This is a genomic window from Streptomyces millisiae, from assembly GCF_031845425.1.
Classification (GTDB): Bacteria; Actinomycetota; Actinomycetes; order Streptomycetales; family Streptomycetaceae; genus Streptomyces; species Streptomyces millisiae.
Map to the genome: position 1 here is coordinate 1 of NZ_JAVREM010000035.1, position 13,613 is coordinate 13,613.

Below are 13,613 nucleotides of genomic sequence, written 5' to 3' on the forward strand. Positions count from 1 at the left end.
GGGTGGGTGGGGGAGAAACCCCGGCACGAAGCGCCACCGCGGCCCAGCCCCGGCGGCAGCTCACCGCGCGCAGCGCGGAAATGGCGCCCGCGTGGTCCGGCGGCGCTCACAGCGCGACCCACGCGCCGGAGGCGGCCGACGTGGTCAGCGCCTCCAGCGTCTCCGCCGCCGCGACCGCGTCGGCCGGTGTCGCGGGGGAGCGGTCGGGGGACAGGAAGTCCGCCGCCTCGGCGACCTTCGAGTCGTCGTAGCTCATCGCGTTGCCCGCGCCCGGGTGGAAGCGGCCGTAGTCGCCGTCGCCCGGGGCGGCCGTCCAGCGGGTCACCGGCTGGTTGAGGTAGGAGTCGCCGCGGCTCACCGCCAGTTCGCCGGGGCGGCGGAAGTCCCAGGCGAGCAGGCCGCGCGTGCCGTGGACGGAGAAGCCGTACGCGTTCTGTTCGCCGACCGCCGCGCGGCTCGCCTCGAAGGTGACCGGCACGCCGGCCGCGGTGCGCAGCAGCGCGCAGACGTAGTCCGCGTTCTCCACCGGGCCCGTCGCGGCGTCCGCCGCCGCGACCGCGTAGTGGCTGGTGTCGGCGGCGGACGGCAGCGGGCGGCGCGGGGTGAAGACGGCCGTCTCGGCGACGACGGCCGCCAGGTCGCCCAGCAGGAACCGCACCAGGTCGACGCCGTGCGATGCCAGGTCGCCCAGCACTCCGCTGCCGCCGTGCTCGCGGGTGAAGCGCCAGTTCAGCGGGGCCATCGGGTGGGCCGCGTAGTCGGTGAGCAGCTGGCAGCGGGCGTGCGTCGGGGTGCCGATGGCGCCCTCCCGCAGCAGCGCGCGGGCGCGGGCGACGGCCGGGAAGGTGCGGTAGTTGAAGCCGACGGCCGCCCTGACCCCGGCGCGGGCCACGGCATCGGCGACCGCCCGCGCGTCCCCGGCCGTCAGGCCCACCGGTTTCTCGATCCACAGGTCGCGGCCGGCCTCGGCAACCGCCGTGCCGATCTCCCGGTGCAGCGCGTTGGGGGCCGTCACGCTGACGGCCCGCACCTCCGGGTCGGCCAGCAGTGCGCGCCAGGCGTCGTACCGCCGCACGGGCCCGAAGCGGGCGGCGAAGTCGTCGAGCTGTCCTGGCACCGGGTCGGCCACGGCCACCAGCCGTGGCCGGACGCCGAGTTCGGGGTAGTGGTGCGGCAGCCGGGCGTAGGCACGGGCGTGCACGTGTCCCATCCAGCCCGCGCCGATGATGCCGACACCGAGATCCGCGGCCTCCACAGCAGCCTCCATGACAGGAGATTCTGAGGTGAGGATGTCCTGACAAGCAATCCCGGGGACGTCAGTCCTCGGAGGATGGGAACAGCAGCGCCCGCAGCTCCGGCTCCCGGGCCGGCGCCGTCACGAACAGCAGCTCGTCGCCGGCGGCCAGCGCGTCGTCCGGGTCCGGGATCAGCACCCGCGAGCCGCGGATGATCGTCACCAGCGCCGTGTCCTGCGGCCAGGCCACCTCGCCGACCCGGGTGCCGACCAGCGCCGCGCCCTCCGGCAGCGTCAGCTCCATCAGGTTGGCGTCGCCCTGGCTGAACTTCATCAGCCGCACCAGGTCGCCGACGCTCACCGCCTCCTCGACCAGCGCCGACATCAGCCGCGGCGTGGAGACGGCGACGTCGACGCCCCAGGAGTCGTTGAACAGCCACTCGTTGTTGGGGTGGTTGACCCGCGCCACCACCCTCGGCACCCCGTACTCGGTCTTCGCGAGCAGCGAGACCACCAGGTTGACCTTGTCGTCGCCGCTCGCCGCGATCACCACCTGGCAGCGCTCCAGCGCCGCCTCGTCCAGCGTGGTGATCTCGCAGGCGTCGGCCAGCAGCCACTCGGCCTCCGGCACCCGCACCACCGAGACGGCCTGCGGCGACTTGTCGATCAGCAGCACGTCGTGGCCGTTCTCCAGCAGCTCGCGGGCCACCGACCTGCCCACCGCGCCGGCCCCGGCGATCACCACCCTCATGCCGGCTCCTCCGGTCCGCGCAGGCACACGGCCTCCACCTCGGCCACCCGGTCGCTGTACATCATCACGTGCACCAGGTCGCCCTCCTGCAGCACCGTGCTCGCGGTCGGCAGCATCGCCTCGCCGAGCCGGGTCAGGAACGCCACCCGCACGCCCGTCCGTTCCTGGAACTCGCTCACCCGGTGCCCGACCCAGCTCTCCGCGACGTGCACCTCGGACAGTTGCACGCCGCCGCTCGGGTCCCGCCACAGCGGCTCGGCGCCGGACGGCAGCAGCCGCCGCAGCATCTGGTCGGCGGTCCAGCGCACCGTGGCCACGGTCGGGATGCCGAACCGCTCGTACACCTCGGCCCGGCGCGGGTCGTAGATGCGGGCGGTGACGTTCTCCACGCCGAACACCTCGCGCGCCACCCGGGCCGCGATGATGTTGGAGTTGTCGCCGCTGCTGACCGCGGCGAAGGCGCCGGCCTCCTGGACCCCGGCCTCCGTGAGGGTGCCGCGGTCGAAGCCGAGGCCGGTCACCCGGCGCCCGGCGAAGCGTGAGCCGAGGCGGCGGAAGGCCGTGGGGTCCTGGTCGATGACGGCGACGGAGTGCCCCCGCTCCTCCAGGGTCTGGGCCAGGGCCGCCCCGACCCGACCACAGCCCATGATCACGATGTGCATAGGTCTCCGTGCCTAGGTCGAACGTCGTGCGAGTCGCGCGAGGGTCGTCGCAGGCGCACAACGCTACCGGGCGGCCGGGCGCCTGTCCGTTTCAGGGGCCCACCGGGCGTAACGTGTGGCGCATGGCGGTCACGAAGCGCGTGCTGCTGGGACGTGCGTTGCGCAGCGACACCCTGCGCGAGACGCTGCTGCCCAAGCGCATCGCCCTTCCGGTGTTCGCCTCCGACCCGCTCTCGTCCGTGGCCTACGCGCCGGGCGAGGTGCTGCTGATCCTCTCCATCGCGGGCCTCTCGGCCTACCACCACAGCGGCTGGATCACGCTGGCCATCCTGCTGCTGATGGTCACCGTGGTCGCCTCCTACATGCAGACCGTGCGCGCCTACCCCGGCGGTGGCGGCGCCTACGCCGTCGTCTCCAGCAACTTCGGCCGCCGGGCCGGGCTCACCGTCGGCAGCGCGCTGCTGGTCGACTACGTGCTGACGGTCGCCGTCTCGGTGGCCGCCGGCATCGACAACCTCGGCGCGGCCGTCGGCCTCGTCAAGGACCACGCCGTGCTCTCGGCGTTCGTGGTGGTCGTCGTGCTGATGCTGCTCAACCTGCGCGGCGTCAAGGAGTCGGGGACGCTGTTCGCCATCCCCACCTACGCCTTCGTGGTCTGCGTGCTGGGGACCGTGGCCTGGGGCGCCTTCCGCGGCCTCGTCCTCGACGACCGGATGCGCGCCCCGACCGCCGACTTCGAGATCTTGCCCGAACAGACCAACCTCTCGGCGTTCGCCATGGGCTTCCTGCTGCTGCGGGCGTTCTCCTCCGGATGCGCGGCGCTCACCGGCGTGGAGGCCATCAGCAACGGCGTGCCCGCCTTCCGCGAGCCCAAGGAGCGCAACGCCGCCGTCACCCTGCTCATCATGGGGACGCTGGCCACCACCATGTTCCTCGGGGTGATGACCCTCGCCCTCACCACCCACGTGCACATGGCCGAGAACCCGGCCGTCGACCTGCTGATCGACGGCCAGCCGGCCGGCAGCGGATACCACCAGGAACCGGTCATCGCCCAGGTCGGCGCCGCGGTCTTCGGCGGCGGCTCCCTCCCCTTCTACCTGCTGGCCGCCGCCACCGCACTCGTCCTCTTCCTGGCCGCCAACACCGCCTACAACGGCTTCCCCGTCCTCGGCTCGATCCTCGCCCAGGACCGCTACCTGCCCCGCCAGCTGCACACCCGCGGCGACCGGCTGGCGTTCAGCAACGGCATCGTCTTCCTCACCCTGCTCGCCGCCCTGCTGGTCGCCGCCTTCGACGCCAACGTCAACCAGCTGATCCAGCTCTACATCGTGGGCGTCTTCGTCTCCTTCACCTTCAGCCAGAGCGGCATGGTCCGGCACTGGAACCGGCTGCTCACCGCCGAGACCGAGGACCGGGCCGCGCGCCGCCGGATGCACCGGGCCAGGGCGCTCAACGCCTTCGGGGCCGGGCTCTGCGCGCTGGTGCTGGTGATCGTGGTGCTGACCAAGTTCACCCAGGGGGCCTGGGTGTCGCTGGTCGGCATGGTCCTCTTCTACTCGCTGATGACGGCGATCCGCCGGCACTACGACCGGGTCGCCGAGGAGATCGCCCTCGACCCGAACGAGAAGCGACCCGACCTGCGCGCCTCCCAGGTGCACGCCGTCGTCCTGGTCTCCAAGATCCACAAGCCGACGCTTCGCGCCCTGTCGTACGCCAAGCTGCTGCGCGCCGACAGCCTGGTCGCCGTCACCATCGCCGTCGACCCGGAGGAGGCCCGCGCCCTCAAGGCCGAGTGGCGGCGTTGGGACCTGGAGGTGCCGCTCAAGGTGCTGGAAGCGCCCTACCGGGAGATCACCCACCCCTTCGTCGCCTACGTGAAGGCGCTGCGCCGCAAGCACCCCAACGACGTGGTGAGCGTGATCATCCCCGAGTACGTGGTGGGCCGCTGGTACGAGGCCGTCCTGCACAACCAGAGCGCGCTGCGGCTCAAGGGCCGGCTGCTGCTGACGCCCGGCGTCACCGTCACCTCCGTGCCGTGGCAGCTGAGCTCCGCCGAGGCGGCCAGGGCCCGGGCCAAGCGCCGGCCCGAGCTGCGCGCCCCGGGCGCCGTCCGGCGCGGCTGGCAGCACCGGCCGCACCTCCACCACGGCAACCACGGGAACAACGGCAACCACGGGAACAACGGCGGTTCGAACGAGCACCGGGACCGGCCGTAGACTGAACGGCCGCCCCTCTTCGAACCCAGGAGCACCGAAACCCCATGGCCAGCACGGACTCGTCCCCCACGGCGCCCGCGGCGGCGTCGCTCGCCGGCCAGGAGTACGAGGTCGAGGTCGGCCCGGTGGCCCACGGCGGCCACTGCGTGGCCCGCGCCGAGGACGGCCGGGTCCTCTTCGTCCGCCACACCCTGCCAGGCGAGCGCGTCATCGCCCGCGTCACCGAGGGCCACGAGGACTCCCGCTTCCTGCGCGCCGACGCCGTCACCGTGCTGGAGCCGTCCAGGGACCGGGTGCCCGCCCCCTGCCCCTACGCCGCGCCCGGCAAGTGCGGCGGCTGCGACTGGCAGCACGCGAAGCCCGGCGCCCAGCGCCGGCTCAAGGGCGAGGTGTTGGCCGAGCAGCTGCGCAAGCTCGCCGGGCTCACCCCCGAGGAGGCCGGCTGGGACGGCACCGTCGAGCCCGCGCCCGGCGACAAGGTGGCCCCCGGCGACGTGCCGGCCTGGCGCACCCGCGTGCAGTACGCGATCGACGAGGACGGCAGGGCGGGGCTGCGCAAGCACCGCTCGCACGAGGTGCAGCCGATCGACCGCTGCCTGATCGCCGCCGAGGCCGTCACCGAGCTCGGCGTCGAGGCCCGTGACTGGTCCGGCATGGCGAGCGTGGAGGCCGTGGCCGCCACCGGCTCAAGCGACCGCATGGTGGTGCTCACCCCGCGCGGCGACGCCCGGCTGCCGCTGGTCGAGCTTGACCGGCCGGTCTCGGTGATGCGCGCCGAGGAGGAGCGCGGGCGCGGCGAGCAGACGCTGCACCGGGTCCACGGCCGGGCCTTCGTCCGGGAGCGGGCCGACGGCCGCACCTGGCGGGTGAGCGGCGGCGGCTTCTGGCAGGTCCACCACCAGGCGGCCGGGGTCCTGGTGGACGCCGTGATGCGCGGCCTCACCCCGCGCAAGGGCGAGAGCGCCCTCGACCTCTACTGCGGCGCGGGACTCTTCGCCGGTGCGCTGGCCGACCGGATGGGGGAGCGGGGCGCGGTCCTCGGCATCGAGGCGTCCAAGCGCGCCGTCGGCGACGCCCGGCACAACCTCGCCGACTTCCCCCGGGTCAGGATCGAACACGGCACGGTGGAGCGGGTGTTGCCGCGCACCGGCATCACCGAGACCGACCTCATCGTCCTCGACCCGCCCCGCGCCGGCGCCGGCCGCGCCGTCATCCGCCACATCGCCCCCCTCGGCGCCCGCCGCATCGCCTACGTCGCCTGCGACCCCGCCGCCCTCGCCCGCGACCTGGCCCACTTCCGCGACGCCGGCTACCTCCCGCGCTTCATCCGGGCCTTCGACCTGTTCCCGATGACGCACCACATGGAGTGCGTGGCCATCCTGGAGCCGGCGGAGAAGCGACAGCGCTGAGGTGCCGGCACCGAGCTGTGACAGATCCGCCATGGATTGGGGGGTGGGCGTTGCCTAGCGTGTCCTGATCACGAATGTGATCAGGACTCTGCGCGGGGGTGTTGGGGATGGGGCGGTCGTCTGACTGGTCTCCGGTCGACATGGACTCGGACCCGACGCCCGGGAATCCGGACGAGGTCCGCACGCTGGCGGACTCGCTCCAGACGTTCGCGGACGAGGTCGGCGAGGCGCTTGGCCGGGTGCGTGGGATGGCCGAGGACCGGGCGGTGATGGACTGGGCCGGGCTGTCGGCGGAGGCGTTCCGGTCGGAGTTCGACGGGGTGCCGGGCAATCTGGAGAAGTTGCGGACGTCGTACGACATGGCGGCGCAGGCCCTGCAGACGTACTGGCCGAAGCTGGAGACCGCGCAGGGCATGGCCGACCGTGCCCTGGACCGCGCCATTTCCGCCCAGGCCGACCTGTCCTCCGCGCAGGCAGCGCTCTCCGATGCCCAGGACTGGGTGTCCCGGGCAGGTGCCGAAGCGGAACGCTTGGAAGAACAAAGCGACCGCGAAAACATCGAGCCGCCCTCGGAGGCGGAGGTCCGCGCCGCCACTCGCGACGCCACCGCCGCCAACGGGGCCGCCAGCTCGGCCCAGTCCCGCGTCGACGCCGCCGAGGAAGCGCTGTCCGCCGCGCGTCAACTCGCCCTGGACGCCAGGACGATGCGGGAGGAGGCCGCCCGGGTCTGTGCCGACGGGATCGACGCGGCGTCGGACGCCGGTATCCAGAACCGCTCCTGGTGGGAGGACGCGGTCCACTGGGTGTCGGAGAACTGGGACACCATCGTGGAGATCTGCAAGGTCGTCGTCGCGGTGCTGGGCATCGTGGTGATGATCATCGGTGGGCCGTTGGCCTGGGTGGTGCTGGCGGCGGCGTTGGTGGTGTTGGCCGACACGCTCTACGACTACGCCAACGGCCGGGCGTCCCTGTGGGACGTGGCGTTCGCGGCGTTGGACTGCATTCCGGGTATGAAGGGGCTCACTACCCTGGGTGGCCTGGCGGCGGGGGCGCGCGCTCTGGCGCGTGGTGGGCTGCGGGGCATGGCCGCCGGGGTGCGGGGTCTGGCGTCGCGTGGTCGGACGATGATCGCGGACGGGATGCGGTCGGCCTACGCCCGTGCGCGGACCGGGATTCGCAGCGGCGGTACCGACCCGGTCGACCTGGCCACCGGCCACATGTTCCTGCCGCAGGTCGACGTGACGCTGCCGGGGACGCTGCCGTTCGCGTTCACCCGCCGGGTCGAGTCGGGCTACTTCGCCGGCCGGTGGTTCGGCCCGTCCTGGTCCTCCACCCTGGACCAGCGGCTGGAAGTCGACGAGGAGGGGGTGGTGTTCCTGGCTGAGGACGGCCTGGTCCTCGCCTACCCCCACCCGAAGGCGCCGGGCACGGCCGTGTTGCCCGAGAGCGGCCCCCGCTGGCCGCTGGCCCGGCGGGAGGGCGGCGGCTATGCGCTCACCGACCCGCTCACCGGCCACATCCGGCACTTCCGACGTCCGGACGGGGACGGCGACTGCCGGATCCTGGGGATATCGGACCGCAACGGCAACCGCGTCGACATCGACTACGACCCCGACGGCGCGCCCACCGCCATCCGGCACTCCGGCGGCTACCACCTCACCCTCACCACCGAACACGGCCGCGTCACCGCGCTGAGCCTCGGCGACACCGTCATCCGCCGCTACGCCTACACCGAAGGCAACCTCACCGAGGACGTCAACTCCTCAGGACTGCCCCTGCGCTTCACCTACGACCACCGCCTACGGGTGACGTCCTGGACCGACCGGAACGACCGCCGCTACGCCTACACCTACGACGACCGCGACCGCTGCGTCGCCGAGGGCGGCGAGGCCGGCCACGTCGCCGTCTCCATCGCTTACGACGGCAGCCACCCCGACTGGCCGGACGCCCGCGTCACCACCCTCACCACCGCAGAGGGCGCCGCCAGCCGTTTCGTCATCGACGACCGCCACGACGTCATCGCCGAGATCGACCCCCTCGGCAACGTCACCCGCACCGAGTACGACGCCGACCACCACGTGGTCGCCGAGACCGACCCCCTCGGCCACACCACCCGCTTCGCCACCGGTCCCTCTGGCCTGCCCGCAGGCATCACGTACGCGGACGGCACGGAGACCCGCTTCGACTACGACGACATGGGCCGCCTGACCGCCGTCACGCTCCCCGACGGATCCACCACCCGACGGGCGTACGACGAGCGCGGGAACTGCGTGGCCGTCACCGAACCGGCCGGCGCCACCACGCGGTACGCGTACGACGGCGCGGGGCGCCTCACGGAGGTGACCGACGCTCTCGGCGGCCGGCGCGAGGTGCGGTGTGACGCCGCTGGTCTGCCCGTGACGGCGACCGATCCGCTGGGCGCGGTCACTGCCTGGGACCACGACGCCTTCGGCCGCGTCGTCGCGTTCACCGACCCCGAGGGCCACACCACCCGCTTCACCTGGTCGGTCGAGGGCCTGCTGCTGCGCCGGGTCGTGGCGGACGGCGCCGTGGAGAGCTGGACGTACGACGGCGAGGGCAACTGCACGAGCCACACCACGCCGTCGGGCAACGTGTCCCGCTTCGAGTACACCCACTTCGACCTGCCGGCTGCCCGCGTCGGGCCGGACGGCGCGCGCTACGAGTTCGCGCACGACGCGAGCCTGCGTCTCACCCGGGTCACCAACCCGCAGGGGCTGACCTGGAGTTACGCGTACGACGCGGCGGGCCGGCTCGTCTCGGAGACCGACTTCGACGGCCGTCGCGTCGGCTACGAGCACGACGCCGCGGGCCGGCTGACGGCCCGTACCAACGCCCTCGGTCGCACCGTCCGTTTCGCCTACGACGCCATGGGGCGGATGACGCGCAAGGACAGCGCCGGCCACGTCACCACGTTCGGCTACGACGCCAACGGCCGCCTCACCGAGGCGACGGCGCCCGGTAGCACCCTGTCCCTGCGGCGGGACGCCAACGGGCTGCTGCTGAGCGAGACCGTCGACGGCCGGACGCTCCGCTACGACCATGACGAGCTGGGCCGTCCCGTCCGCCGCGTCACTCCCGGCGGGGTCACCACGCAATGGGCCTACGACGCGGCGGGCAACCGCACCCGGATGGACACGGCGGGAAGGACCGTCCACTTCGCCCACGACTGGTCCGGCCGGGAGGTCGCACGCCGCTTCGGCGCGGACGTCACCCTCACCCAGGACCTCGACGAACTCGGCCGCCTCACGGCGCAGTCGGTGTCCGCCGGCGACGGCCGCCGGGTCCAGCACCGGTCCTACACCTACGCCACGGACGGCAGCCTCGTCGGCATCGACGACCACCTCGCGGGCAGCCGTCGCTACGCGTTGGACCGGGCGAACCGCGTCACCGCCGTCGACGGCCGCGACTGGACCGAGCGCTACGCCTACGACGCGGCCGGAAACCAGACCGACGCCTCATGGCCGGCCGGTCACCCGGGCCATGCCGAGGCGGCCGGCACCCGCGACTACACGGGAACGCGGATCACCCGAGCGGGCAACACCCGGTACGAACACGACGGGCTCGGCCGGGTCACCGTGCGCCGCTGGGCCAGGCCCTCCCACAAGCCCGCGACCTGGCACTACACCTGGGACGACGAGGACCGGCTGACCGCGGTGGTCACTCCGGACGGCAGCCACTGGCGCTACCGCTACGACCCCCTGGGCCGGCGCACCGCCAAGCAGCGGCTGGGCCCCGACGGCCGGACCGTCATCGAGCAGGTCGACTTCATCTGGGACGGAACCACCCTCTGCGAGCAGACGACGCACACGCCGTCCCAACCGCACGCCGTGACGCTGACCTGGGAGCACGACGGGACCCGCCCCATCGCCCAGACGGAGCGCGTCGTGTCCGGCGACGCGCCGCAGGAAGAGATCGACTCGCGCTTCTTCGCCATCGTCACCGACCTCGTCGGAACGCCGACGGAACTGGTGGACGAGGCCGGGGACATCGCCTGGCGAACCCGCACCACCCTGTGGGGGCGGGCGACCTGGAACGCGAACGCCGTCGCCTACACCCCGCTGCGCTTCCCCGGTCAGTACTGCGACCCCGAAACCGGCCTGCACTACAACTACTTCCGCCACTACGACCCCGAGACCGCGCGCTACCTCTCCCCTGACCCGCTCGGCCTCGCCCCGGCTCCCAACCCGGCCGCCTACGTGCACAACCCGCACACCGGCATGGACCCGCTCGGCCTCTCCCCGTACTACAGCGAGATCGGCCCCAACGGGCAGCGGGGCGCCGCCTACGCGGAGATCACGCCGCAGGTGTTGCGGGACGCGGCGGCCAACCTCATCGGATCGCCTGCCGGTCGTGGCCGCCGCTACGCGCCGCCCGGCTTCGGCGGCGGGGCGGCGGGCCACACCCGCGGCCACCTGATCGGCCGGCAGTTCGGCGGTGACGGCCGGGACATGCGCAACCTGGTCACCCAGGGACAGGCGCAGAACAACGGACGCATCTCGGCCGTGGAGGACATGATCGCCGCCCATGTGGACAACACCGGGAACACGGTCATCCTGAGCGTGACGCCGGAGTACGCGAGCGCCACGGCGGACATCCCGAGCCATATCCTCATCGAGGCCGTAGACGACTTCGGCTGGTCATTCCGCGAGAGAATCCCCAACATATGAGCAGCGACCTGCGCGAACTCATCGCGCTCTGCCCGCCGCCGTCCGACCCCGCGCGTCCGAAGGGACCGGACGGGCCGGCGGTGGAGCCGGCCGTCCCGGACAGCCACCGGACCCTCGTCCACACCTACGGCGTCGGCTGCTTCGACGAGTTCCTGTGGATCTACGGGGTCGGCGCCGAGAACCCGCACCTCGACATCGGCGCCGCCACCGACGCCATGCGGGCCATCCTGCGGGAAAAGGGGATCTCCGGGATCCGGGAGATGCTGGGCGCACACGGCCTCGGCCCGGACGACCTCGTCCAGTGGGGCGGCACCGACAACGGTGACGCGCTGCTCTGGGTCCCGGTCGGCGATCCGGAGGCGTGGCCGACCCTGGTCATCGAGGCGGGCCAGTTGGACTTCGCCCTGGTGGAACGCAGCTCCACCGGGCTCGTTCTGGACCTGCTGACCGGAGCCCGGCGGCTCCGGATCTTCCCCGAGGACTTCCCGAGTGGGGAACCGGAGTTCTCCACCAACCCCTATGCCTGACCCGCGTCAGCGGGTCGGCTTGCGGCTACGCGCGTTGACCTCGGCGAGCCGGGCGTGCAGCACCTCGGCCGGGGTCATCGGTCGGATGTCCTCGGGCGCGGCGTCCCACTCGCGGCCGCCGCTGAGCGGCCTGAGCTGGTAGCAGGGGCCGACCCGGCCCATGACGACGCCGACGCGGTCCCGCCGGGTGTCGTGGACCGTGGCGCCGTAGGTCGGCTCCGGGATCGTCATCGTGTCTCCTTCAGGTGTTTTTGTGCGATCTCCTCACTCGGGCCACGCGGCTCGAAGTACCGTCCGTGACCGAGGCATTACGAGAATGCGTCGGCGAGGGCGACGGCACGCCGGAGGCAGGTCGCGCTTCCCCGGCGAACCAGGGACGTTCCACACCTTCCACGGGAGGGGAAACTCATGCCCAACAGAAGAGCGGTCACCGGCCGCAGCAGGGAGCCGCGCGCCCGGTTCGCGGAAGAGCTGCGCCGGCTGCGGGCCGAGCGGGGGGACAGTCTGCGCCGGCTCGGCGAACGGCTGGGCTGGGACTGGTCGTTGTTCGGCAAGATGGAGAAGGGCGAGACCCTGGGCGGCCCCGAGGTCGTCGAGGCGCTCGACCAGTACTACGAGACCCCGGGGCTGTTGCTGGCCCTGTGGGAGTTGGCGACGAACGACAAGACGCAGTTCCGCGAGCGCTACCAGCGGTACATGAGGCTGGAGGCCGAGGCGACCAGCCTGTGGCACTTCGCGGTGAGCGTGGTGCCGGGGCTGCTCCAGACGCCGGCCTACGCGCGGGAACTGCTGGCGGGCGGAACCAGGGGAGACGAACTGGACCAACAGGTTGAGGCGCGGATGGGGCGCCGGGAGCTGTTGGTCGGCGACGCCGCGACGCCGTTCCGAACGATCCTGTCGGAGGCGGTGTTGCGGACCCCGTTGCGGGGTGCGCTGGAGTGGCGAGAGCAGTTGGAGCACCTGTCGGAGGCGGCGGAGCGCTGGAACGTCAACGTCCATGTCCTGCCGTTCGCAGCGGGTTTGTATGGGCTGGACAGCATCGACATCTGGTTCCTTCGCCTGCCGGGCGGGCGTACCGTGGCGTACACGGAGAATGCCCATGGAGGCGAACTCATCGAGGAAGACGGGCCAGTTGAGCGGCTGCAACGTGCCTACGACGCGGTGCGCGACCTGGCCCTACCCCCGACCGAGTCGCGGAAGTTCATCCTGCGCATGTTGGAGGAAGCACCGTGCGATCCCTCGACCTGAGCGTCGCGACCTGGCGCAAGAGCAGCTACAGCAACTCGGACGGTGGCGCGTGCCTTGAGGTCTCCGACGACTTCGAGGGCCTGGTCCCGGTGCGTGACAGCAAGTTGCCACACGGCCCCGCGCTCGTCTTCGCGGCGGGAGGCTGGTCGTCGTTCGTGTCCTCGGTGCAGGCCGGGGCCGTGTGCGTGTGCAACCCGCCGACAGAGGGTAGTTGAGCTTTTGCTGAGGCTTGAGCTTCCTCTGAGGTAGCCGGCGAGCCGCAGGCGCTACCGTATGCGCGCAGGTGGTGTGTTACGGCCAACACATCGACCAAGCCGCCGCAGGATGCCCGGAGTTGGGGCGTCGGCGGGCGGCGTTCGGTTGTTTGCTACACAACTGATACGAGATTTTTGGTGCGCCCTTACCGCAGCTGGCGGATCATGGGCGAGGCATGCGGGGGCGTGTGCCTCACGCGTTACGGCATCGCGCTGCCCGACCAGCAGAGTGCGAGAGTGAGGAACGATGTTCGAAGAAGTCAAGCTTGACGCCGCCGAGGCCGACCGGGTGAAGGGGATCATCGCCGAGGCTTTCGAGGAGATGGCCACGGTGTCGACCGGCATCGGCGGTCACGCCGCCAACTTCGGCGCCGCCTACACCGGTGGGGGAACCGCCCGCGGCATGGAGACCTACGAGAGCCTCGGCCGGGCCGGGCAGGCGCTCGCGGAGGCGCTCAACGGGCTCTCCCAGGACCTGGGCCTGACCGCGAACACCGGTCGCGAGACCGACGCCGAGGCTGAGGGCGCCGTGAACCAGGTGACCGTCCACGACCCGCGGATCGCCGCCGCGATCTGATCGTCGGCCGGACCACACCCACCAAGCGACAGAAGAACAAGAGGAGT

General features: G+C 72.2%; 11 protein-coding genes. 7 read left to right on the forward strand and 4 right to left on the reverse strand.

Annotation, left to right across the window (positions count from 1 at the left end; all coding sequences use genetic code 11):
- Positions 1-106: 106 nt before the first annotated feature.
- The 3 genes from RNC47_RS22675 to RNC47_RS22685 are packed head-to-tail and all read right to left on the reverse strand — an operon-like array spanning position 107 to position 2,647.
- On the reverse strand, positions 107-1,267 hold the full coding sequence (locus RNC47_RS22675; protein ID WP_311601350.1) for a Gfo/Idh/MocA family protein: 1,161 nt from the start codon (positions 1,265-1,267) through the stop codon (positions 107-109).
- Positions 1,268-1,316: 49 nt separating this feature from the next.
- Positions 1,317-1,985 carry a potassium channel family protein gene (locus RNC47_RS22680; protein WP_311601351.1) on the reverse strand — a complete coding sequence of 223 codons (669 nt, stop codon included), beginning with the start codon at positions 1,983-1,985 and terminating at the stop codon, positions 1,317-1,319.
- Positions 1,982-2,647: a potassium channel family protein gene (locus tag RNC47_RS22685; protein WP_311601352.1), complete on the reverse strand. Its 666-nt coding sequence runs from the start codon at positions 2,645-2,647 to the stop codon at positions 1,982-1,984. The genes RNC47_RS22680 and RNC47_RS22685 overlap by 4 nt, the downstream gene beginning before the upstream one ends.
- 122 nt (positions 2,648-2,769) lie before the next feature.
- Between RNC47_RS22685 and RNC47_RS22690 the strand changes: the two genes are divergently transcribed.
- The 4 genes from RNC47_RS22690 to RNC47_RS22705 all read left to right on the forward strand — a co-directional run bounded on the left by RNC47_RS22690 (position 2,770) and on the right by RNC47_RS22705 (position 11,487).
- Positions 2,770-4,863, forward strand: a complete 2,094-nt coding sequence (locus tag RNC47_RS22690) for an APC family permease (protein WP_311601353.1) — start codon at positions 2,770-2,772, stop codon at positions 4,861-4,863.
- A gap of 44 nt (positions 4,864-4,907) precedes the next feature.
- Positions 4,908-6,272 (forward strand): class I SAM-dependent RNA methyltransferase, encoded by a 1,365-nt coding sequence (locus tag RNC47_RS22695; RefSeq protein ID WP_311601354.1) that lies wholly within the window; start codon positions 4,908-4,910, stop codon positions 6,270-6,272.
- Between the two features lie 107 nt (positions 6,273-6,379).
- The gene (locus RNC47_RS22700) at positions 6,380-10,960 is read left to right on the forward strand and encodes a DUF6531 domain-containing protein (RefSeq protein WP_311601355.1); all 4,581 of its coding nucleotides are present in this window, start codon (positions 6,380-6,382) and stop codon (positions 10,958-10,960) included.
- Positions 10,957-11,487 carry a hypothetical protein gene (locus RNC47_RS22705; RefSeq protein ID WP_311601356.1) on the forward strand — a complete coding sequence of 177 codons (531 nt, stop codon included), beginning with the start codon at positions 10,957-10,959 and terminating at the stop codon, positions 11,485-11,487. Before RNC47_RS22700 ends, RNC47_RS22705 begins: the two co-directional genes overlap by 4 nt.
- 6 nt (positions 11,488-11,493) lie before the next feature.
- On the opposite strand, the gene RNC47_RS22710 is transcribed toward RNC47_RS22705, so the two are convergent.
- Positions 11,494-11,718 carry a hypothetical protein gene (locus RNC47_RS22710; RefSeq protein WP_311601357.1) on the reverse strand — a complete coding sequence of 75 codons (225 nt, stop codon included), beginning with the start codon at positions 11,716-11,718 and terminating at the stop codon, positions 11,494-11,496.
- A 177-nt stretch (positions 11,719-11,895) separates the two neighbouring features.
- Between RNC47_RS22710 and RNC47_RS22715 the strand changes: the two genes are divergently transcribed.
- The 3 genes from RNC47_RS22715 to RNC47_RS22725 all read left to right on the forward strand — a co-directional run bounded on the left by RNC47_RS22715 (position 11,896) and on the right by RNC47_RS22725 (position 13,566).
- Positions 11,896-12,735, forward strand: a complete 840-nt coding sequence (locus RNC47_RS22715; RefSeq protein ID WP_311601358.1) for a helix-turn-helix domain-containing protein — start codon at positions 11,896-11,898, stop codon at positions 12,733-12,735.
- Positions 12,717-12,950 (forward strand): DUF397 domain-containing protein, encoded by a 234-nt coding sequence (locus RNC47_RS22720; RefSeq protein ID WP_311601359.1) that lies wholly within the window; start codon positions 12,717-12,719, stop codon positions 12,948-12,950. The genes RNC47_RS22715 and RNC47_RS22720 overlap by 19 nt, the downstream gene beginning before the upstream one ends.
- 286 nt (positions 12,951-13,236) lie before the next feature.
- Positions 13,237-13,566, forward strand: a complete 330-nt coding sequence (locus RNC47_RS22725) for a hypothetical protein (RefSeq protein ID WP_311601360.1) — start codon at positions 13,237-13,239, stop codon at positions 13,564-13,566.
- The last annotated feature ends 47 nt before the right edge of the window (positions 13,567-13,613 follow it).

What these genes read in the sequence shown, in the direction of transcription:
- RNC47_RS22675 (WP_311601350.1), bottom strand. Translation starts at nt 1,267, where the DNA reads ATGGAGGCTGCTGTGGAGGCCGCGGATCTCGGTGTCGGCATCATCGGC.
- RNC47_RS22680 (WP_311601351.1), bottom strand. Translation starts at nt 1,985, where the DNA reads ATGAGGGTGGTGATCGCCGGGGCCGGCGCGGTGGGCAGGTCGGTGGCC.
- RNC47_RS22685 (WP_311601352.1), bottom strand. Translation starts at nt 2,647, where the DNA reads ATGCACATCGTGATCATGGGCTGTGGTCGGGTCGGGGCGGCCCTGGCC.
- RNC47_RS22690 (WP_311601353.1), top strand. Translation starts at nt 2,770, where the DNA reads ATGGCGGTCACGAAGCGCGTGCTGCTGGGACGTGCGTTGCGCAGCGAC.
- RNC47_RS22695 (WP_311601354.1), top strand. Translation starts at nt 4,908, where the DNA reads ATGGCCAGCACGGACTCGTCCCCCACGGCGCCCGCGGCGGCGTCGCTC.
- RNC47_RS22700 (WP_311601355.1), top strand. Translation starts at nt 6,380, where the DNA reads ATGGGGCGGTCGTCTGACTGGTCTCCGGTCGACATGGACTCGGACCCG.
- RNC47_RS22705 (WP_311601356.1), top strand. Translation starts at nt 10,957, where the DNA reads ATGAGCAGCGACCTGCGCGAACTCATCGCGCTCTGCCCGCCGCCGTCC.
- RNC47_RS22710 (WP_311601357.1), bottom strand. Translation starts at nt 11,718, where the DNA reads ATGACGATCCCGGAGCCGACCTACGGCGCCACGGTCCACGACACCCGG.
- RNC47_RS22715 (WP_311601358.1), top strand. Translation starts at nt 11,896, where the DNA reads ATGCCCAACAGAAGAGCGGTCACCGGCCGCAGCAGGGAGCCGCGCGCC.
- RNC47_RS22725 (WP_311601360.1), top strand. Translation starts at nt 13,237, where the DNA reads ATGTTCGAAGAAGTCAAGCTTGACGCCGCCGAGGCCGACCGGGTGAAG.